This window comes from Rhodococcus sp. OAS809 (assembly GCF_040546695.1).
In the GTDB taxonomy this organism is placed as follows: Bacteria; Actinomycetota; Actinomycetes; order Mycobacteriales; family Mycobacteriaceae; genus Rhodococcus_F; species Rhodococcus_F qingshengii.
This window is the reverse complement of record NZ_JBEPOI010000003.1, coordinates 63014-84319: the sequence shown is the minus strand read 5'-3', so window position 1 is coordinate 84319 and position 21306 is coordinate 63014. Positions and strand designations below refer to the sequence as shown.

Genomic DNA, 21306 nt, shown 5'->3' with positions numbered 1-21306 from the left:
TGTCACAACCGCAGGTATTCGTACTTGAGAGAAAGCCCCCCGGGAAACCGGGGGGCTTTCTTGCGTATCGGGTCACGAGGTTGGGGAGAGTAAATGTTGATCGTGCTGGGTGCACTCCTCTGGGCTGCTATCGGCGCCATGCTGGGGTTGGCGGTGAACTCGGAGGCTTTCGCGCAAGGTTGGTCCGAAGCTGACACTGACGAGGAGTCGTCACCAGCGGAAAAACAACCAGCCGACGATCAGAATGATCGCCGACTGGTTGTCATCGGAACGGTGTCTGCCGTGGTGGCCGGCCTTATCTCGATGGTGGTCATCATCGGTGAAGGCGTGGTCGGATTGTTGGTCTCACTCCCGGTGTCCGCGATCGGCGCAGGCGCGGTGCTCTTGGTGGTCTCCGCGATGGGGCTCAGTGCCGAACAAGAACATGGCGAGGACTAGATCCCTTTCGACCAGAAGGTGACCCCGGCGCGGGCCTCCAGAGAAGCCATGAGCTTCTCATCGGGCAGTTCGGGGACCGCGTACAGGAAGTCTCCGTCCGCGTCGTACAAGACAATGGATGTACGAACATCGAGCGCAGCCCGTTCCAGCAGGTCAGCATTGATGAAAGCGACCATTAGACCCTTGTTCATTTCGCGGTGCATCGGGTTCTGTGTAGTCAGTTCGGTGACGGCCATGATGCGAACTCCTTCGAGAGCGTCGGCAGGGATCACGGAAGCGACGACAACGCTGTCGTCGCTCTGGCCCAGCCATGGGTGTGGTGAGGGATCGCGCTGGTGAGAACACCGCGCGCCCGGTCCGCCGCAAATTCGGGCGTGGAATTTGGTGAAATTGATACTGCGCGTGATCTTTTCCGCGGATATTGGTTCATTGCCGCTCGTGCCGATCAAGTTCCTCGAACCGAGCGATCTGCCTTGAGATCCTTCGGGCCTTGATCACGAGTCCGTTCGCGATGGCGCAGTTGTATTCCTGGTGCAAGACTCGAATATTCTTGTCGCCGCGGTCGTTCGCCATTGATGCCTCCTGGTGACGGTTCCTTGGTCACGACGTCTTCGGTGGCGGCTTCGCTGCCGCAGTTTGTCACTGCGCTCCGAGGAGTCCGCGAGACCAGCTGCTCGCCAACGTCTTTGACTCGGATCCGCAAGATTGTGAAGATCGACAGAGACCATGTAACGGAGTTGAAGCGATCCGGAGGCTTCGAGCTTGTCACGTGCGACGTACCGAGAAGCGCTCTACGGATTCACAATGAGGGGCCACCGGCTGGGCCATTGATCACCGCGGTCTTCGTTAGAGTTGATCACCATGAGCGTGGTGGAATCAACGGCACACAGTAATCCCCTCGAAGCGATCGAGGTTTCGCGACGCGGACCGACGACGTCGACGATCAGTGCTTCAGTGCAGTACCGCGGCGGTTCCGTACGCAGACATCCGCAGGTGCACGATTTCACGATCACCGCAGTAGTCAACGCCCCGATACGTACCGACGGTCGCGACATCGGAATGGGTCCTGATGCGGCAGCATTGCAAAACCTGCTCGGACTAGTGGCCACGATTCTCGGCCATCGGATGCTGTGGTGGGACAAGGACGTCGAGGAATTGGGACGCCCGGTCGAGTGGCCGACCGGCATCGCCGGACCCCGGCTGCCCCTATGCCGTTGGCAAGTTCGGCCCACGGCCGAAAACATTGCGATGTGGATAGCCGGCTGGCTAGCCGAGCGAATCGAGAGCGTCGGGCCGAATTCAGCACTGGTCGCGGTGGAGCTCCGGGAGTCTCCGAATCTCGCCGCGGTGGTGCGAGGGGTCGATATCGAGTCATGCAAGGGGTTTCCTGGGGCGGTGGTCTTGAACCCGAACGCGCCGAGGACGTCCTGATCGATCACGCTCCGGTCGAAGCCTCCGTCGACCCTTTCTGACCCTCACGATCCCCGCCTGTAGTTTCTCGCAGACGTTTCTCAAGAACAAACCCGATACCGATGCGCCGCGCGTTCACTCGCGCGGCGCATCGCTGTTTTCGCACCTCCGAACACCCACTGTCATCGGCGGCACAGAGAACTAATTCTGTTATGCTATTTTTTAATCGGAAAATTTAGTTTCGAGGATCTTGAGCCTTGGACCTGCACTAATAGACCAGATCAGAACGGGGCAGAAATACTATGGGGAAAGTCGGAATTCTTACTGAGAAGCCGTCGGCAGCCCGAAACTTCGCAGCCGCACTGGGAGGCATGAGCGGCACATTCGATGGGACTGAATACGTCATCGTGAATGCCCGTGGACATTTGTTGGAATTGAAGGACCCCTCGGCGATGGTCCCCCCGTCTCTGTCTGATCAGTACAAGAGCTGGGACCTCGAACACCTGCCATGGAATGCCGGCGACTTTCGATGGGAACGCGAGGTCAGGCGCAAGGTTTCCGGGAAAAAGCTGGTTACCGACTCAGACGCGAAGAGTCTGCTCGATCAGCTCAAGAGGACCCTCTCGACGTGCGACACAGTATGTAACGCCGCCGATCTCGACCCGACCGGCGAAGGCTCACTGCTGGCTTGGGAGATCGTGGAGTACCTGGACCTGGAGGGCAAGAAACTGGAGCGAATGGAATTTCTCGACGAAACTCCAGCGTCGCTGCGGAAGGCCTTCAAAACTCGTCGCTCGGTGACCTCGATCGAATCGGAAGGTGACTACCGCAAGGCCGACTTCCGGTCGAAGTGGGACATGCTTTCGATGCAGTTCACACGAGTAGCGACGAAGGCGTCCGGTTCGGGCACGGTGTTGCGCAACGGTCGACTCAAATCAGCCATGGTCGTGATCGTCGGAGACGGCCTCGACGCGCACAAGGGTTACGTGAAGAAGGCGTTCTACGAGAACCGTTTTCGTGACGAGAATGGTGTCACCTACACCGACCCGGACATTGACAGGTTCGAGAATAAGGGTGATGTCCCCGGCGGGTTGGAGCCCTCGCCGGTCGCGCATGACGGGACGACTCGTAAGAAGACCGGACCGCCGAGGTTGATGGACCTTGCCGCGCTCTCGTCGCTGTTGTCGAAGAAGGGATTCGGCGCCAAAAAGGTGCTCGAGACGTACCAGAAAATGTACGAGGCCCAGGTCGTCTCATACCCTCGCACAGAGGACAAGTTCATCTCGGTCGAACAGTTCAACGAACTGCTCCCACTGGTCGACGGGATCGCCGCCGTCGTCGGAGTGGATCCGGCAGCGCTCAGTCACCGGAGCCCCCGCAAGACCCACATCAAGTCCGGCGGCGCACACGGCGCCAACCGACCCGGCCCGAATGTCCCGCAGAGTTTGGCCGCGGTAGAGAAGACCTACGGTGAACTCGGTAAGGAAATCTACGAACTCCTGGCAAAGAACTACTTGACGATGCTCGCTCCGGACTACGAGTACGACCAGCATCGTGGGCATGTCGAGAAGTACCCGAGCTTCGTCGGTTCGTTGAACGTCCCAGCTGTGCTCGGATGGAAGGGTGTGTTCGTCATCGAAGACGACGAACCCGAAGACGGCGACGCACCAGCCACAGGAGCTACCGCGCTCGGCACCGTTGCAAAGCCGTTCGTCCACGAGGGGTTCCCGTCACGCCCACCGCATCCGACGCAGGAGTGGCTGATGAAGCAGCTCGAAAAGCGCAGCGTGGGAACCGCTTCCACCCTGACGAGCACCTTTGCCGAAGTGACCGACAACGCCACCGGTAAGGCGCTGATGATCGAGAAGCGCGGAAAGATCACGCTCAGCGAGATCGGCGAACTGAACCACCGAATTCTGCCGGGAACGCACATCGGCGATCTGAGCATCACCGAGAAGGTTTTCGAGCAGATGGCTCAGATCGAGGCGGGCACAGCATCGGCTCCCGATTTCCTCGCACTTGTCGAGGACTTGGTGCGCCACGACCTCGAGATGATGAAGGCAAACGCGGGCAGGTTGCCAGCCGAGCTCAAGGCTCGAACGACCCGGGAACCGGCCGAGACCATCGCCTTGCCTCCAGCGATGCAGTTCACGCACGAAGGCATCGTCGTCGCCACCGCGAAGCGGGTGTTTTGGGGGCACAGGTTCACCGACGCGGAGGTGACCGCGCTGCTGGCCGGCGAGGTCATCGAGATCGTGGCAACAAGCCCGAAGACCGGCAAGCCGTTCACCTGCAAAGGCCAACTCGGATCCGGCGTCATGGCGAAGGACGGGAAGAAGTACCCGTACGTGAGTTTCAAGCCCCAGATGGATGTCATCGCCTTGCCACCGGCGATGCAGTTCACCCACGACGGCACCGTCGTCACCACCGCGAAGCGGGTGTTCGGCGGGTATCGCTTCACCGATGCCGAGGTAACTGCACTGTTGGCCGGCGAGGTCATCGAGATCACGGCAACAAGCCCGAAGACCGGCAAGCCGTTCACGTGCAAGGGGAAACTCGAATCCGGAGTAATGGAAAAGGGCAAGGACAAGTACCCCTACGTAGGTTTCACACCGCAGTTCGAGCCGCGAACCGACCTGGTCGGTGGTGTATGGAAGGGCAAAAAGGTCTCGTTCAAGGGTCGCGGCTGGGGCGCCAACGAGCATTGGCCCGGCAAGGACTTCACGGAGCAGGAAGTGATGAAGCTACTGGCCGGAGAGACCATCGAATTCCCCGCCAAGGGTAAGACCGGCAGACCGTACACGGCCAAGGGTGCGTTGGCCGAAAAGACCTTCAACGGGAGCAAGACCGTCAGCTTCACCTTGAAATTCGAGGACCGCGCACCCGCCACAGGAGCCCGGAAGCGAAAGGTCGGCAAGTAGTGCGCACCACCGACACCGACAAGACAACGAAGGAAGCGACTGAGATGACTGCACCGAGCAAGTCTGTTGAATGTGAGTACGTCGAACTCCCCGACGAGATGCACTACGCAACCGAGTACGGCACTGCGACCCGATTCAAGCGGGTCTGGGGCGGGCACAGGTTCACCGATGCAGAAGTGGAAGCTCTGGCGGCCGAGAAGACCATCACGTTCAAGCTCACCCGCCCGGACGGAAGTACCGAGACAGTGGTTGGCCACTTGGAAGGCAAACTATTCGATCCGGGGGAACGAGATAGCAGTCCGATCCCATTCGTCGGTTTCGTCAAGGAAATCAACAGCGACACCCACGCAGAAGGTGTCTGGGCGCGTACCGGCACTAAGGTTCGGTTCAAGCGTTCGTTCGGCAGTCACACCTTCAGCGAAGGTGAGGTGAAGGCGCTGCTCGCTGACGAGTTCGTCGGTTTCATCGCAACCTCGTCAAAGGGCGGGGAGTACGAGGCCACTGGAAAACTCGAACAATTGTCGTTCGAGAACAGCGAAGGTCGGGTCGTGCGCTATGTGGGCTTTCAGCCCGACTTCGGACACTAGGCACTGACGAGAAGACCTCATTCACCAGTTGATGAGGGAGAGGTACTGGGGCAATGGCCAAGAGTTCGTACAAGATTCCGGTGAGCATCGATCGCAGCAGGCTCGATCACAAGATCACGCTGCAGGCATTCGAGCTCAAGAGCAAGCCGCTTTCGATCAAGATCATCTTGTATTGGCTGAGCTTTCTGTTCATTACCGCGTGGATCGTTTTGCAGAGCCCCCTATCAGGAGCACCGTGGATCGTCCTAGTGATGCTGGTGATCTGGATGTCTATCACCGCAGCGGTGCTGGGCAAGCAGACCAAGACCGGCGACATGAAATTCATGCAACTACCCGCCCTGTTGGAGTATCTGCCCACTAGGCAACGTCGGGTGATGACTCGTCTCGGATCCAGACCTTTCGGCTTCTCGTCGATCGTGGGAATCAAAGACATCGAAGCAAGCGGAATCATCCGATACGTCAACGGTGACGTGGGGCAGCTGTACTCGGTCGTCGGTAGCGCCTCGGCACTGCTGTTCGAGAGTGATCGCACAGCCATTCTCCGCCGGGTCGACAATTTCTATCAGAAGATCGACAGTGGAGCTTCGTGGATCTTCCTGACCACGAAGGAGTCCCAGCGAGTATTTCAGCAGATCGCTGCCATCGAACACCAGAACAGGGCGTTGCGTCACCGTGACCCCGAACTGCTCGCTCTCGAGCAGGAAAAGCTCGACGTACTCGTCAACGACGTCGGTGGACAGTTCAGTTCCCTGCACCAATACCTGCTGGTCCGAGCTCCCGGAATGAAGGAACTGAAGGCTGCACACAGGGTGTTGCGTTCCGAGCGAGAGAACTCTTCCTTGATGTTCAGACGCTGCGAACTGCTCAACGGTGCGGATGCGCTGGATGTGCTCCGCTCGGTATATCAAACGCCGAGCACGGAGAAGGGAGGATTGATCGCTTGATCACAATTATGAAAAGGCAAGCGCCACAGGATTTGTCGGATATTGATCCAACCGAAACACGAGCTGGCGTGTTGAACGATCCATATAGGCTCACACACATGCCGAAACACGCAATCCCGATGGGCGCAACAGGTCGTCTCGTGGCGTCAAATCTGGCGACTCGCCGCGGACTTCTAGGAATGACCCAGAGCGATTTGAGTGAAGCTGTGACCCGCGAAGGCCGAAAACTGGGTCGACAAGCCATCGTTGAGATCGAGACATGCAGGCGCAGGGTCGATGTCGACGACTTGAGCGCACTGGCTCGTGCTTTGGAGACAACCGCCGCTCATCTGATGGGCGAAATCGTAGATTCGACCGAGAGGCGCAGATGAGTACACCGGGATTGGCTGCGGCCGCGCTAGCGGGGCCACCCACTGTCACGCTCAGCGAAGAACAGCAAGCGGTGATCGATGCTGTGCTCGCCGGCAACGACGTCATCGTCGACGCGAGTATAGGTTCGGGCAAAACCAGCACGATTCAACAGCTGTGCGCCCGCTTGAGTGCAACCACCCGAATTCTGTACCTGACCTACAGCCGGCTGCTCAAAGCCGATGCGCAAGACCGCGTTGGCGGCGCAAAAGTGCAGAACTACCACGGAGTGGTCTACCCGCACTTGCTGCGTTTGGGTATCCAGTGCGGTGTCGGCGAGTCGGTGCAAGCATTTAACGACAACTTCGTTGACATCAGCGCCGACTTCGAAACGTACGACCTCCTCGTCGTTGACGAATACCAGGACATCAACACCGAGTACGCAGACCTACTGCGCAACATCAAGAGCACCAATCCGCGAATGCAGGTCGTGTTGGTCGGCGACATGGCACAGAAAGTCCGCAGCGACACCACCCTCGACGTGCAGGCCTTCGCACGAGAGTTCTGCGCGGATCCCGTCATGCTGCCGTTCACACAGAGTTTCCGAATGGGCCCGACGATGGGTGCTCTACTGAGTGCAGCGTGGAACAAGCCGATCACGGGCGTCAACGTCGAGCAACGCGCGCGTGTTCTCGATCATGAGGATGCGATCGCATTGATCGCGAGCACGGAACCAGGCGATCTGCTGTGCCTGGGAAAACGAACCGGCGCAATGGTGCACGCGCTCAACGAAGCGGAAAAACGTGCCCCCGAGCGGTACAACAAGGCCACAGTGTTCGCCTCTATCCGGGACGGTGACTCCACGATCAGGCCGCAAGACGGGGTTGCCGTGTTCACCACGTTCGACGCATCGAAGGGCATGGAGCGTCCGGTGTGCGTCGTTTTCGACTACAGCCTCGACAACTGGAAGACGCGGTGCAAATTCCCGAACGCCGACTACGAGGTCCTGCGTAACGTCTTCCTCGTCGCAGCCAGTCGCGGCAAGAACGATGTGGTGTTCGTTCGCAGTGGAGCGATGCGCAAAGACCCTCTGCCCAACGAACCCGGCGCCGAACCGATGATCGGCCAACTACCAGTGAGCAAGTTTGTGACACTGCCGAACGCCACACGGCCGCAGTACAGTCGCCCGTTCACCGCAAGTGAGGCATTCAGCTTCAAATATGCGGAGAACATTGCCGCGGCGATGAAGCTGATCAAGATCGAACGCTTGGATGACGGCGCCGAACACGACATCGTGATCGACCGCGCGGACGGGTTGATCGATCTCTCGCCTGCAATCGGCGCCTACCAGGAGGCATTGTTCTTCGAGCGCCATGATGCGCAGGCGAAGGCGGTGATGATGCTGCAGACGTCGACTCTGGCAAAGACGCTTCTTTCGGAGATCACAGGCGATCCCTGGAAGGACTCGCTGGTGCTGGCCGCGATCGAAACCCATCAGATGCGCTACCACAACCAAGTCAGTGCGACGATCCCGTTCGAGGTCACAGCGGCACTCGAGCAACGGCTGGGAACATTCCTACCCCGAGATTGCCAGGTGCAGGTGGGTCTAGCGCTGACGGGAACCGCATTCGAAGGACAGCACCACTGGAGCCCGATTACGTTCTCGGGCATTGCCGACGTGATCCACGGCCGCCAGATTTTCGAACTCAAGTTCACCAGTGCGCTCGATCACGAGATGTTCCTGCAGACCGCGCTGAACGTCGTGATGGCTCGCTATGCCGGCGCCGACGTCGAATCGGGCGTGTTGTGGAATACACGCACCGGCGAGAGGTGGTCGGTACAGGTGCCGGATCTGGCACGTTTTCTCAATGCAGTGGTCGTGTGCGTGACCAAACAGAGTTATTCGTCGTTCGAGATCGGCGAGCTGTCACGGCCGGTGATCAATGCCGCTGATATGCCTGGCGGTCGAGAGTGCGTTGCGTAGGCCTCGATGATCGCTCGGGGTCAATGGCAGGGATATCTGGTCGCCGGTTTTTGGCCATTGGAGGATCGGGTGCTGTGAACTCGACAACCGAACAAAGGTCCAGCCGTCGTCTATGAGCAGGCGCATCGTCTTGCGAACCTGCTTGTCGCCGACCAGGCGATAGGGGTCGAGATTGCTGTTCATCTTTCGCTTGGCCATGTCGGTGAGAATACGCGGGGACGCGGAGAGTCATCACCAGATCGATCCCGCCGTAATGCCCCATCGGAGGAAATCTGTTGGGGCACAGGGAACGAAGTAACATACAACATTTCGATATAGACGGGACGGAACGAAAACGTGGATATCCAGTTACCCGCAGACCACGAGAGTCGGAGCACACAATGACGAAAACCACGGTGCGAGAGTTGTGGACCGGCCGCCGAACATTGGTACTGACACTGGCAGGTGCGGTTTTCGTCGCCGTTCTCGCGATTGTCACACTGCTCTGGCTCCTCGGGCGCGGTGCGGACTCGGCAAGCGAGGACGTCGATGTCCACGCGATGCTCGAAGGTCGCCCAGTCACCGAAGGCATCACCGCAGCGGGCGGTAGTTGCGAGGCCTCGGGCGCGATCGACAAGAGAAACTGCACGCTTGAGGGAGTCGGTTTCCAGCTGGCAGAGGGAACGTGGATCCGCCAAGCCGGCGAACGCGAGCGAGAATGCAATCAAGGGCAGGCCTCCCGCTCGACCAAGGTACTGACGAACGGAAGCTGGATGGTCTACGCCGACGACGAAGCCGAATTGGAGAAAGTGAACGGAATACTCGCCAGTAACGGGGTTCCGTCCCAGATCGTCGGTTACTGCGACTGGAACGAGTGATCTTCGGCTGTCCACGCCGCCGTCCCGCCCAGAGCCTCGATGCAGCGCGCCTGCATCGAGGCTCTGGGTTTTGCCAGGTGTCCACCGTGCTCGGGCTGAAGAAATCGGCGCGAATTCTATGTTCGCGAGAACTCCCGCCGGAAAGTATGAGCATTCAGTATCTACGCCTTGAACAGGGAAGACACACAGAATCGACTCGGCCTGTGAGTAATTCCCCGTGTTAGACTCGACGCAAATGCGGAGACAAGGGCGGGATTGCAAATATGGGGCTGTTCAACCGAGGGAATGATGCCGAGATCTACGACATCTTCGGTATCGAACCCGACCCTGTCGACGAGAGCATCGACGCAGATCTGTGGGCGGAGGTGGCGAGTCCCAGGGAGGTCGCCGGTACTGGCCCGCTCGAGCAAATCGATACCCGATCCGACTGGGATCCTTCCGTCGAAGATCCCGACGAGATCAATTTCGAGGAAGCCCTCGGTGACAGCATCTTCAACGTTGTCACCGAGGATGTGGCCTCGCGGGTGGAGAGCCTGCGCCGCGGCGAGCCGCCGACGATCGGCACCCCTGCCAGCAAGCGGTCGGGCAGGTTCAGCACCAGCCGACTGGACGAGGTCACGGCCCGGATCGCGGCTGAACAAGCCGCCATATCCGAACAGGAATCCTTCGACGTCGAGAAGATGTCGAAGGAGCAGAAAAAGCTCTACATCGAAGCTCTGGGGGAATCCCTCGAGCTTTATCCGCACCTGGTGGCGATCAAGCCGCGTGAGCGATACGTCTTCCGCTCGGACTATTACGAGATCGACGGATCCGGAGCGGTGGCGTGCATTCTGGCGCTGTTCCATCGCGACGAGGCCCGCGACGAGTTCCCGAACTTCTGGGGAGTGAGCCGGATCCCGGACGGCCTGCCCGAAGGCGTCTCAGCCATCGTCTTCGAGCAGGTAGAGCGCAAAGACGAAAAGTGGGTGGAGAACGCACTCAAGAAGGCCGACAAGCTCGACCGCCTCGAAGAACGCGAGCAGAACGACGGCGGGACGATGAGCACCAAGCGCACCGCCGCCAAGGCGGCGGACGATCTGTTCACCACAGTCGCGGAGTTGCACGACGGCGCAGCGTACCTGTCGGTACACAACAGGATTCTGTTTCATGCTCCGAGCTTGGAAATGCTCGATTCGACCATCGACAAACTAGCCCGTCAGTACATCGACGCGTTCTCCTCGCTGCACGCCGCGCCGTATCACGGCGAACAGCGTCAGGAATTGGCCGGCTTGTTCGCGAAGAACGACGAAAAACGCGGTAATGGCTTTCATATGACGTCGACGGAGTTCGCCGGCTCGTACTCCTTGGTGACCAACGGACTGAGCGACCCAGCCGGTGAGTTCGTCGGCAAGATGGGCGGCGACTACAACAACTCGGCGATCTTGTTCGAGGTCGACAGGTGGAAACACCATGTCGTGCTGGCCGATCAGGCACTCAACCATGCACTCGACCGAGCCCGCGTGGTTGACATGTGGGGGAGCAAGATCAGTCAAGCTGCACTGCTCAACAACCACCGGGTCGTCCATCTGGTGCTCAATGGTGCCGACCTCGACAAGCTGGGACCACCGCTTACCAATCTCACCGCGCGATTGGACATGACTCGCGGCGATGTGAACATGTTCGAGCTGTTCGGCTCACGTAAGGACCAGTTGAGCCTCTACGGGATTCATCTCACCAAGCTGGTTCTGATGGCCGAACAAGCCTTGGGCGCAGCCGACCCGGCTGCGATCTCGATCATCCGCAGCGAACTCAAAGATCGACTCACGGAGTTCTACGTCGATCAGAAGATGTGGGCTCGGTCAGCTGAGAAGAACCAGGAAAAGTTGCGGCTGGTCGGACTCGACCACAACGAAGTGCCCTTGCTGCAACACTTCGTTCCATACCTGGACACGATGTACAAGCGGCTGCTCCAACAGGGCAATCAGGATGTCGAGGCTCAGAAAGCGATCAAGACGCTGCAAGGCGTGTTCAAGGACATGCTCTCGGCCAACTCGGACCTGTTCAACCAGCCGACGTCGGATGCGATCAACTCGGCGACCTCCGCACGTCGAGTGATCTACGACTTCTCCGGACTTGTGAATCGGAGTAAGGGCCTGGCGATGGCCCAGTTGGTCAACGTCGTCGGGTTTGCTGTGGCCTCGTTGAGCGAGGGCGACGTATTGCTGATCCACGGCGCCGACCAGATCACTGACGACCAGGTTCAGGCATATCTGGATTCGCAGTTCGAACGACTCTTTCGCCTGGGAGCCCGCGTCGGATATCTCTATGAGAATCCGGATTCCATGCTTGCCAATCAGCGTTTCAACAGATTCGAGCGGGCGGACTACACAGTGCTCGGACCGATGGCGAAAGAAACGATCACCCATTACGAGGCGGCCTTGCACACCGCGGTGCCTCGGGAACTGAAGACACTGCTGGCAGCCACGGATCTCGGGATAAGTTATCTGCGACGAGGGTCGGTCAACGTAGTTTTTTCGACACAGTTGAGCCTGGGGCTGAAGATCTTGCGCGGAGCCGCGGCCGGCGAGAGTGGGGAAGGGGTGGCTGCGCGGGTCCGCGAGATCGACCGGGCGAACAAGATCGCCGCCAACAGTGAAGTCGCTGCGTTGGAGCAGGCCGAACTGGAACGGGCGCAGGCCCGTCGAGCCGCTCTTACCGAGACTCCTGATCGAGACGACGGGAGCAGACCGGAGGCCTCGAAGGCTACCGGGTCGAAGAGATGAGAGTCCCGCAAGATCACGAAGATTGGTGTGTCAGTGACATTGTCGAAACGACGAGGCGAAGGCGGGGTTATCAGATGGGGGTGACGATGACGGCAAGGCCCTTCGGCCACAGACTGATAGGGGTTGTTCTCACAACACTGTTGATGCTGATGGTCGCAGCGGGTCTGATCGCCTCCGCGAGCCCGGCAGGTGCGCAACCGACGGTTCCCGCCGACGCGAGCGCCAAGTACGGCCGCGGGTACGTCGACCTCACCACGGAAAATATAGACAAGCTCTGCCGAGACGGCGGAGCTGCAGGAACCGGAGGGTCGGAGCCACCAGAGGGCACCGACGACCCAGGACTCGACGGCCCGATCGTCGGGGGTGGCAAGTGCGGTCTCGACGACCCAGCGCTCTGGGAAGCGGTTGAGGTCTGCATGGACAAGGACAAGAAGTCCGAACCGGACCCGGCGAAGCTGGACAGTGCAGCGTTCCTCAAGTGCATGGCCACCAAGGGATTCGGCGAGCAGGAGAAGAAGCAGGACGAGAAGGAGACGACGGACCCAGCTGTAGCGAATCTGTCACTCGCCCAGCTGAGTTCGACACTGACAAGTTTTTACGTCAACGCCCTGTCACCGTTGGACAACTCCGAGAACAAGTCCGATACCGCGAGTGAGAGCGGTGGCGCGGAAGCGACCACGACGAAGTCGGGTCTGCAGGCGTGGAGTTCGGTGTTGAACCAACCTGGCAGCGCCGGATCGTTCGTCGGGAGCCCGGACCGAACCAAGAAACAAAGCACCGACTGGCTTTTCAGTGCGGCGGATGCCGCGAACGTGTCGAGCGTGAACTACTCGGCGTTCAACAGGGACACCAAATCCGTTGCCGGAGACCCTGGCCAGCAGAACACCAACACGGTGGACGGCGGAGTCGAGGGGTATCTGCTCTACGGCGCTCTTCTCTCGGGGATGGGTTTCGACACCGTAATGGCCGCCGACGGCGGTTCGGCCGCAGGACGCAACCTGTCCGGCCTGTTGATGATGGCGGGATACGCCGGCTCGGGCGCCGTCGACGTCGCTTTCGATTCAGTCGTCTCGGTGCTGCAGTGGAGCAACCCGTTCAGGTTCATGGTCGACGCGGTCAGCAAAAATACCGACCCTACGTTCACGACCGGGATGGAGGGCAGCGCGGAGGAGCCTCCCGGGGCGTTCGACGGTATTCGCGAGTTCTTCGGCACGGTGTACGAACACATGGTGAAGCTCGGGTGGATGGTCACCATCCCGATGTTCATCGCAATGACGGTGGCGGGAATGTTGTTGCTGCGCAAGTTCGACACCAGCAGCAAGATGAAAGCGCTGATGATACGAATTGCGTTCCTGGTGGTGGGGTTGCCTCTGCTGGGAACGAGCTACACAGCAGGCCTTGATGCGATGAAAGGGGCCTCCGGCGACGCGGCGAGCGCGCACTCGACCAAGGTGGTGTTGAGTACCTACGTCGACTTCGAAGCCTGGGTGAACGGACCACGACTACAACCGCCGACCACAGGGCAGAGCAAAGGCGAGTTCTGGTGGAACGAGGACAACGATGCCCCCAACGGTGCAACCGCGGCAGTCGCCCGAAAACTCGCCCTGAACATCAACTCGAATAACAGAGCTGTGTGGTCGAGTTTCACGGATCCCAACATCGACAAGAGCGCAACGAACGGTAGTGACACCAGCTGGGCGTCCTCGGTCAGTGGGCGCGATCCTTCGGGCGGTACCACTGACAGTGACGGGGCCAGCGACCCCAGCGTTTTCACGACGACGATGGAACTGCTCAACAAGTTTCGCAGCGGGGCCACGGTGAGCGCCGGTGGATTCGAGTCGAGCATCAAGGCCGGACTGATCAAGGAGATGGACAAGTACCGGGGTACTCCGGAGGAACAGGAGGCGAAGGCAACCATTGCATCGTGGTTCCAGGACCTGTCTTCCGCCGAGACGCTGGCTTCGATGTCGGAGAGTGATGTCAAAGATCTCCGGAACCCCTTGATCCAGGTAGCCGACGACGCGAGTTTTCAGTCCTTGCGCGACCCCAACACCGAGTATTCGGTGATGACATTCAGCAAGGGGTTGAGTACCGAAGCGTGCCTGAATACAACAGCGGTCAATCCGAACTGGAATGGCACCGCTGACAGTGAGCCTCGGACGAACTGCAACATGAGCCCCCTGGCGATGTTCAACTACCTGAACACCTCGTTCGGCCCGAGCAGCATGAACATCTACACCCCTGGTCAGACCACCAGCTCGTGGGCGCGAGAGGCGCACGCAAGTGTCACAGCGATCGGCTCGGGTCCAGCTCAATTCATGTACTGGTTCTCCGCTCTGACGATGCTCGTCTCCTTCACGATCATCGGTTTGGCGTACGCGATGATGATGATGTTCTCGACGATCAAGCGTGGGATTCAGTTGATCAGCGCAGTGCCGTTCGCGACGTTAGGTTTCGTCGCAGGTATTGCAAAGTGTGTGATCTACACTGCCGCAATGTTTTTGGAGATCCTGGGCACACTCTTCATCTACAAGGTCGTCCAGGAACTCATCGTAGTGATACCCAGCCTCTTGGAACGGCCGTTGGCCGAAGCGTTCAGTGACGGAGTCTCTGAAGGAACCAAGGTGGCAGCCGGCGTCGGCGCCGCGGGCGTGGTGAGCTTGGCAGGCGAAAACAACCTGCACACAGTGGTATTGATCATCACTGCGCTCAGTTCGGCGGGACTGATCATGTTCACCATGATGGCCCTGAAGATTCGCCGGTCGCTGCTCGACGGCGTGGATCAGGCGGTTACCCGGCTGGTCAACAAGTTCATGGACACGCAGGCATCAGGCGGTATGGATCCCGGTCAACCCAGCGCTCTGCGCACGGGGCTTACCCGTGGCATCGGTATGGCTACTACCTCGGCAGTGGTCGGTGGCGGGTTTGGCGGCGGAGACGACGGCGCCGCGGGGGCAGATCTCGCGGGGGATGCCGACGGCACCGGACCGGATGGCGGTGGGCTCGGCGTCGCCGGAGCACCCGGAGCCGGTGACGGTTCGATGAGTGTGGGCAAGGATGGTCAGCTCACAGACAAGGCGGGCAACCCGGTGACCGACGCTGCGGGCAAGCCGTTGACGGCGGGGGAGATGATGCCCATCGACGCCATGACCGGAAATGTTCATGACGGCACTGGTGCGCCGATTCTCGGCGAGGACGGATCTCCGTTGGGAGCGAGTGATGTGGCGGGCTTCGACGGACAGGGGCGGATGCTCGACGAGAACGGCAACGTCCTCACCGACGCCGAGGGACAGGAGTTGACCAGCCAACCGGCAGCGGCAGCCGCGTCTCGGCTGGCAGGTGACCGAGAAGTGGCGTCGGGAGTACTTACCCGAGGACTCACTGATTTCCCGAATGGTGCACCGCTCGGCGCTCCGATGATGGCGCCGATGGGCACGACCGTGCCGACCTCGGAGCAAAGTGGGTCGGTTTCCGACCAGACCCCGACTACGCGTCAGGTGGGCGGACCTTTGCGCTCCGACGTCATCGCCAACGGCGGAGACAACGGAGACCGATCGATGCTCGGTCACACGGCGGCGCTGACTGCGTCGTCGATGGTCACGCAACGACTGGCCGGGCCTCAGAGACGCCGACCTCCTGAGGCGATGGGGCCGTCCGGAAGAGGTGCTCAAACAGGCGGCGGCGGACAACAAGGTGGCGGCGGCAGTAGCCCGATGGGCGGGTCCGCACCGCAGCGGCGCAGCAGCACCGGAGGGACTGCAATACAGTCCGCCGCCACGGCGGCCGCAATCAACAATCGCAGGAATGAGAACGAGGATCCGCGTCCTCAGCGACCGGCAACTGGTGAGCGTGGGGACAACCCGCCGGCGCAACCTCCTCGGCAGAACTGATCCGCGAACAGGTCACGATCAGAGGCCATGGCGGTGGGCCTTCACAGGTTCACCGCCGTCACCACTGAAAGCCGCCGGAGTAAGTATTTGGCGGACAAAAATAGTCAAACCGAGTTATTCAAAAGTGCGCTCATGTTGGCTCAACCTGGACAGAGGCGCTAATGTATTATCGAGATTGACTTTATATACGTAGGGTTCGAGTTTCCGGCGAGAGTTTGTTGGAGACGTCACGGAAGATTCACACGACGACAACGTCGGCGAAGCCGATGAGTCAAGGAGAGACGGCTGATGAGCTGGATTCAGATTGCGGCCTCGGCCGGGAGCGCAGTGTCGACAGTGTTAGCTCAGCCGAGCGGGAACGTCGGGAATACCGACAGCGGCGGTGGCTGGGACCTCATCGAGTTCTTCACGAACGGACAGAGTTACGCAGAAAAGGCCGGTGGAGCATTTCTCGGCCTGATTGGCGTCATTTGCCTGCTCTTCGGAGGCTGGAAAGCATTCCAGAAGCTCACCAACGAGCAGAGTCGCGAGAGCTGGGGCAAGGTCATCGCACTGTTCGCGCTCGGTGGTGTCTTTCTCTTCGGTGGATATCAGATGCTCAGCGATCTGGCCGAGGGCGGAAAAGACACGGTGGACAACTTCGGCGACAACGGAGGCGGAGCGATTGTCGTCTCGCAGGGTGTCGGCGTCTCGAATGTGATCGAAATAGGCAACGGAGCTCACGTGCAGCTGTAGGTCTGCGGCGAGCAACAAACCCCTGCACTTTCCCGTATCGGGTTCAAGAGCGGGGGTTTGTTCTTTGTGACAGCCATCCCTGGAGGTGGTGACGAACGAGACGAACGAAGATTCGAGGGGCGAACGATGGCGAAAACGGTGGAGCGATCTCGAACCGAGCAGGTGAAGTTGTGGACGGAACGTGCGAAAGCTGCATGGCAGCACTTCTATCGCAGATTCAAACTCGGGTCGCATTACACGATCGAACGGTTCGCGATCATCGTCGCTGCACTGTCGCTATCGGGTGTGCTGGTGATCGGACTGACCGTGTGGACTGCCTACAATGCAGGCAACGCCGTCATCGGCCAAACCGCGCTTTACAACAGCACTTTCGTCGCCTCGCGAACCGGCGTCAAAGGCACGGTGAGCCCGGTTTACGTGAACGAGAATCGTGACCGCGCACTGGTTCTGATGAAGTTCGACACCCCTTCACAAATGAGCTCGGACGCGGCGGACTACTACGTGTACGGAACCGGTATAGATGGCGGGCCCGGAGGAGGACCCACCAAGCTCGAGAAGCCGTTGGCCGGCGCGATCTATTCGTTCGCGAACACCGGCTATCTCGGCATCATCCTCGAAGCGCCTGACGGATTCGCTTCTCAGTTGATCAATCTCACGGTCCGCGCATGTAAAGAGTTGATGACCCCGCGCAATCAGCCGGGATCGGCAGGGCTGGACAGCAGTTTCGCCGAACACGATCAATGGCGGATTGTCGTCAACCCCGCGGCGAGCGGGGCGCAACATCTACCCGCACTCGATTCCGAACGCATACCGGAACCTGAGGCGGTTTTTGCGTACGCAGTGACCTGGCGTGAGGAACAGGCGAAGCGCAAGGTACTCGACGGCAGGCTCGCTGCGATGAAGACGCAGCTGACTCGGATCTCGAACTTCACCTCGACAATGGCCCAGACCGCTGTGCGGGTAGGTGATGACCCGAGCGTGCGATTGTTGCCGCCCGCACTCCCCAGTGCGATCGATGGCGACTCGATCACAGGCATGGACTCGGCGGCATTACGCAGCGCTCTCGACAGAACCCCAGCAGACCAGATCGAGGGGATCGGGGACAAGACCCCACGAGCCAGGAGCCTCGACAGCTTCTCCGACGGATACATGGTCAACACGTACGTGCTGAACTCGGCCGGGCCGATGTCGGGTGGTACAGATTTCAACTGGCGGCAGCGCTCGGTCGCGGAGGGCTATTTCAAGACTCTGGGAACCGGTGAGCCGTCCATCAGCGCATACCTGGCGAAACTGTCCACTCAGCCGGTGCCGTCGATGAGCGCACGCGAGCTGCGGTGGCCATTGAGTAACGGCCAGACGATCACCGACCTTCGCCCGGGCGACACCGCGGCCAAACCGCTGATCGAACTGCGCAACAACGCGATGGCCGCGTATGACACCTACTTTGCGCTCAAGCGCTCGTATCAGACAGTGGATCTGCTCGAACTGCTCGTGATGGAGCAGACCCTGGACTCCGTAGCCGCGGGTTCGACGAAGGCGTCGGGGCCGAGTGCGGTGAGTTTTCGGTCATGAGCGGTGGAGCAATGGGGCCGGTTCAACCGCGGCGGGATGAACAGGGGCCAGACAAGGACGACTCGGGATCGAAGGCCGGCGAAAGCGCACTGAGCAAGATGGGGGCGGCGACCGGCAACATGGCCTTCACCAGCGCCGGGTTGGCAATGAACGCCGCACGCGGTGGTTCCCGGTGGATGGGCGCAGGTTTCCGCAAACTCGCCGCGATGGGAGTGCAGGCAGGCGCGAAAGTCTCAGGACTGACTGGTGGCGCACTCTCGGTCGGTGCCGGCACGGGTGTCGCTGTGGGAGGCAGCGGATTGATCCTGGCCCTCGTGGTCTCGCTCGGAGGTCAGGCCATCGAGCCGAAAGGTCAGCGCCGCGATGCGCTGATCGAGCTGTGCCAGGAACTCACCGAGTCACCGAAGACTCGATCGAGCAACGGTGATGCAGGCAGCATCGACGCCGGGATGGAGGAACAGGCCAAGAGGGTGTACTCGGTGCTCAGCTACGCCGGGATGAACGACCAGAACATTGCCGGCGTCCTGGGAAACTTCCAGACCGAGTCCGGCATTGACCCGACCTCGATTCAGAACATCTTCGATGAGCCCTACAAGGTCGGACCGAAGAAGGAAGCAAAAATCGCCGCAGGCGGAATGGGTGGAAACTCGACCGGCCTCGGGTTGGGGCAGTGGACAGGTCCGCGAGCACAGCACCTACTCGACTACGCCAAGTCCAAGGGCGGCGATTGGCATGACCTCGAAATCCAGCTGGCGTTCGCGATGAGCGAGGACTCGGGCGCACCAATCTTCAAGGACATGATCGCGGGGACGAGTCCGGGATCGGACGATCCGGGGGACGCCGCGTACTACTACCTCGATCAATGGGAGAACCCGGCCGAGCAGGCGCCAGGCGGGCCGAACGACGTCACGCGCCGCAAGCAGGCCGAACAGTGGTACGTGAAAATGACGAGCTGGACGGTCGAGAGCAAACTCGGCTCCTCAGTGCTCGCTCTTGCAGGTGAAACCAAACGCACAGCCGACAACAAAGCGTTGGTAGCGGAACTACTGGACTGCCCGGGACTCAGTGAGAGTGGCAGCGTCGGGGGTGGAAACAGTTCCGCAGCCGAAGCCATGGTCACGTTCGCCTGGCCGTTCCTCGACGACAGCCGCGGCAATGACGGCACAGATCTGTACAAGTACGTTCACGACCAGGTTTACAGCGGCGATCCGTACTACGCGAGCTGTGACCGGGGTGTGGGCAGCGCTGTGCGGTGGAGTGGAACCGACGACTCGTTCCCTGCCGGTCCGGTCAGCGCGCAAGAGCAGTACGTCAACGGCGAAGGTAGAGACAAGTGGGAAAAGGTCGGATCAGCTATGAACGAAGCCGATCTCAAGCCCGGTGACGTACTGATAGCGCCTAATCACGTCGAGATGTATGTCGGTGAAGACGCGGTCAAGAAGGTGTGGCCCAACGCCGCCGAGCACGAACCCAACGCTGTGATCGGACATGCGTCGCTCAACGACAGATCTCCGGCACTGGACAGCTTCGGGGCCATCAGCGACGACGGCCGCAGCTTTGTCGCTTACCGGTCCACGAGCAAGGAGAAGAACTCCGGTTTCACCGACGTGATGGCGCCGGCTGCGATGAAGCCGGGGAAGGGCGACAAGCACGCGGCAACGACTACGCCCGGCCCGTGATCGCGGTACATAGCCCAGATGCCCCGGAAGTTTCTCGTGTTAATATCCGTACAATGACAAAAAGGTGCTCGTACCTGCATCTATCTTGAACTGTAAAACTAATCAGAGTTTATTCCAAAGATACTGGATGAGAGGATGTTCTCCATGGATGAGGACATGTCGACAGGAGCGCAGGGAGCGGAACCACCCCCGAGCGCCGAGCAACGCCGCGAGTCCGGAATGGCCGAGCGGATGAGCAAGGCCAAGGAGGCTTCGCAGCGCAGCCGGATCGACAATGCACGGCGTCGGGCACCGAAGGCGTCGGTGTTGCGTTACGCCGCAGTGGTGTTGTTCGCTGTGGCCAGCTTGGGCATGATCGTGTACTTCACGGGGACGAGTTCGGCCCATGAGAGCGCTGTGCGATCGAATCTCTCGGAAATCAAGGAACTCGAGAAGGCGCTGGCGGAGTCAGAGGCAAACGCCAAGAACGTGCCCGACTCCGAGCAGTTGCGGCCGGCATTCAGTGCCGCAGCCGCCAAAGCCGAGGATCTCTCCGCACTGCAGAACAGGATGGCCGGGCTGAACTTCGAGGTTCGCGACCGCAGCGGTGTTCTCGCGGAGTACGGCGGCATGGTCGACGAGGCAAAGAAATTCTTCACAACCGGCACATTGAGCGGAGGCGCGTTCCTGCCGCACGGGCAGTGGTACCAGCCGCACGAGCCAGGAAAGAACGAGAAGGGCCAAGCGGCGTGGATCCGCGTATCCGGTAAGGACTGGGGATGGCAGGCCATCCCGACGAAGACGGTGGACAGCGCAGGAAACATCACCGCGATCTGGGAAGCCCGCTTCATCGGCGGAGAGAACGACGGAATGCTACTGGCTTGGGTGGCAGGGAAGTACGACCCCCAACGTGGCGAGTTCTTCGACATGAAAAGGGGCCGGACCGTCGAAGGAAACGATCGGCTGGGCGCGACGACCAGCCCACCCGAGGGCAGCTCGGAGAAAACCCTCGTACCTGCCCCGAACGAAAAAGAATTGATCGATTCCGCATCACGTCGGACTCCGAGCACCGGTACGAGCACGACGACACCTCAGTCGACACCCACTTCCACCCCGACCGGAGGACCCACCGCAGCGCCGCCGGGCACCGATACCCAGGATCCAGGGATGGCCGATCCAGGTTTGAACGGAGCGAACTGA

16 protein-coding genes are annotated in these 21306 nt (G+C 60.1%); 13 read left to right on the top strand and 3 right to left on the bottom strand.

Translation table 11 applies throughout. The features are described 5' to 3' along the window. Window positions 1-93 precede the first annotated feature (93 nt). Window positions 94-438 (top strand): hypothetical protein, encoded by a 345-nt coding sequence (locus ABIE52_RS33010; protein ID WP_192713285.1) that lies wholly within the window; start codon window positions 94-96, stop codon window positions 436-438. On the opposite strand, the gene ABIE52_RS33005 is transcribed toward ABIE52_RS33010, so the two are convergent. Then, window positions 435-674, bottom strand: a complete 240-nt coding sequence (locus ABIE52_RS33005; RefSeq protein WP_192713286.1) for a hypothetical protein — start codon at window positions 672-674, stop codon at window positions 435-437. The two genes, ABIE52_RS33010 and ABIE52_RS33005, sit on opposite strands and share 4 nt — an antisense overlap. Window positions 675-864: 190 nt before the next feature. Further along, window positions 865-1011 carry a hypothetical protein gene (locus tag ABIE52_RS33000; protein ID WP_192713287.1) on the bottom strand — a complete coding sequence of 49 codons (147 nt, stop codon included), beginning with the start codon at window positions 1009-1011 and terminating at the stop codon, window positions 865-867. A 288-nt stretch (window positions 1012-1299) separates the two neighbouring features. Between ABIE52_RS33000 and ABIE52_RS32995 the strand changes: the two genes are divergently transcribed. The 5 genes from ABIE52_RS32995 (at window position 1300) to ABIE52_RS32975 (ending at window position 8632) form a co-directional block, all read left to right on the top strand. Next, a complete protein-coding gene (locus tag ABIE52_RS32995) occupies window positions 1300-1869 on the top strand; it encodes a 6-pyruvoyl trahydropterin synthase family protein (protein ID WP_192713288.1) in 570 nt (189 codons plus the stop codon). Between the two features lie 281 nt (window positions 1870-2150). Continuing rightward, complete coding sequence (locus tag ABIE52_RS32990) at window positions 2151-4769, top strand: DNA topoisomerase III (protein WP_354541593.1); 2619 nt, start codon at window positions 2151-2153, stop codon at window positions 4767-4769. A gap of 44 nt (window positions 4770-4813) precedes the next feature. Beyond that, window positions 4814-5356: a hypothetical protein gene (locus ABIE52_RS32985; RefSeq protein ID WP_192713289.1), complete on the top strand. Its 543-nt coding sequence runs from the start codon at window positions 4814-4816 to the stop codon at window positions 5354-5356. Between the two features lie 53 nt (window positions 5357-5409). After that, window positions 5410-6300 (top strand): hypothetical protein, encoded by an 891-nt coding sequence (locus ABIE52_RS32980; protein ID WP_192713290.1) that lies wholly within the window; start codon window positions 5410-5412, stop codon window positions 6298-6300. Between the two features lie 367 nt (window positions 6301-6667). Further along, the gene (locus ABIE52_RS32975) at window positions 6668-8632 is read left to right on the top strand and encodes an AAA family ATPase (protein WP_192713291.1); all 1965 of its coding nucleotides are present in this window, start codon (window positions 6668-6670) and stop codon (window positions 8630-8632) included. On the opposite strand, the gene ABIE52_RS32970 is transcribed toward ABIE52_RS32975, so the two are convergent. Continuing rightward, window positions 8576-8830, bottom strand: coding sequence for a hypothetical protein (locus tag ABIE52_RS32970; RefSeq protein WP_192713292.1), 255 nt, complete (start codon window positions 8828-8830; stop codon window positions 8576-8578). The genes ABIE52_RS32975 and ABIE52_RS32970 overlap by 57 nt on opposite strands. Window positions 8831-9012: 182 nt before the next feature. Here ABIE52_RS32970 and ABIE52_RS32965 point away from each other — a divergent pair, with 182 nt between their 5' ends. The 7 genes from ABIE52_RS32965 (at window position 9013) to ABIE52_RS32935 (ending at window position 21306) form a co-directional block, all read left to right on the top strand. Beyond that, complete coding sequence (locus ABIE52_RS32965) at window positions 9013-9489, top strand: hypothetical protein (RefSeq protein ID WP_192713293.1); 477 nt, start codon at window positions 9013-9015, stop codon at window positions 9487-9489. Window positions 9490-9752: 263 nt separating this feature from the next. After that, window positions 9753-12251 (top strand): hypothetical protein, encoded by a 2499-nt coding sequence (locus ABIE52_RS32960; RefSeq protein WP_192713294.1) that lies wholly within the window; start codon window positions 9753-9755, stop codon window positions 12249-12251. Window positions 12252-12337: 86 nt separating this feature from the next. Then, entirely contained in the window at window positions 12338-16141 is a 3804-nt protein-coding gene (locus ABIE52_RS32955; RefSeq protein ID WP_192713295.1) for a hypothetical protein, read from the top strand. Window positions 16142-16429: 288 nt separating this feature from the next. Continuing rightward, window positions 16430-16876, top strand: coding sequence for a hypothetical protein (locus tag ABIE52_RS32950; RefSeq protein WP_192713296.1), 447 nt, complete (start codon window positions 16430-16432; stop codon window positions 16874-16876). A gap of 126 nt (window positions 16877-17002) precedes the next feature. After that, window positions 17003-18448 carry a hypothetical protein gene (locus tag ABIE52_RS32945; protein ID WP_192713297.1) on the top strand — a complete coding sequence of 482 codons (1446 nt, stop codon included), beginning with the start codon at window positions 17003-17005 and terminating at the stop codon, window positions 18446-18448. Continuing rightward, window positions 18445-20127: a phage tail tip lysozyme gene (locus ABIE52_RS32940; RefSeq protein ID WP_192713298.1), complete on the top strand. Its 1683-nt coding sequence runs from the start codon at window positions 18445-18447 to the stop codon at window positions 20125-20127. Before ABIE52_RS32945 ends, ABIE52_RS32940 begins: the two co-directional genes overlap by 4 nt. A 144-nt stretch (window positions 20128-20271) precedes the next feature. Next, window positions 20272-21306, top strand: a complete 1035-nt coding sequence (locus tag ABIE52_RS32935; protein WP_192713299.1) for a hypothetical protein — start codon at window positions 20272-20274, stop codon at window positions 21304-21306.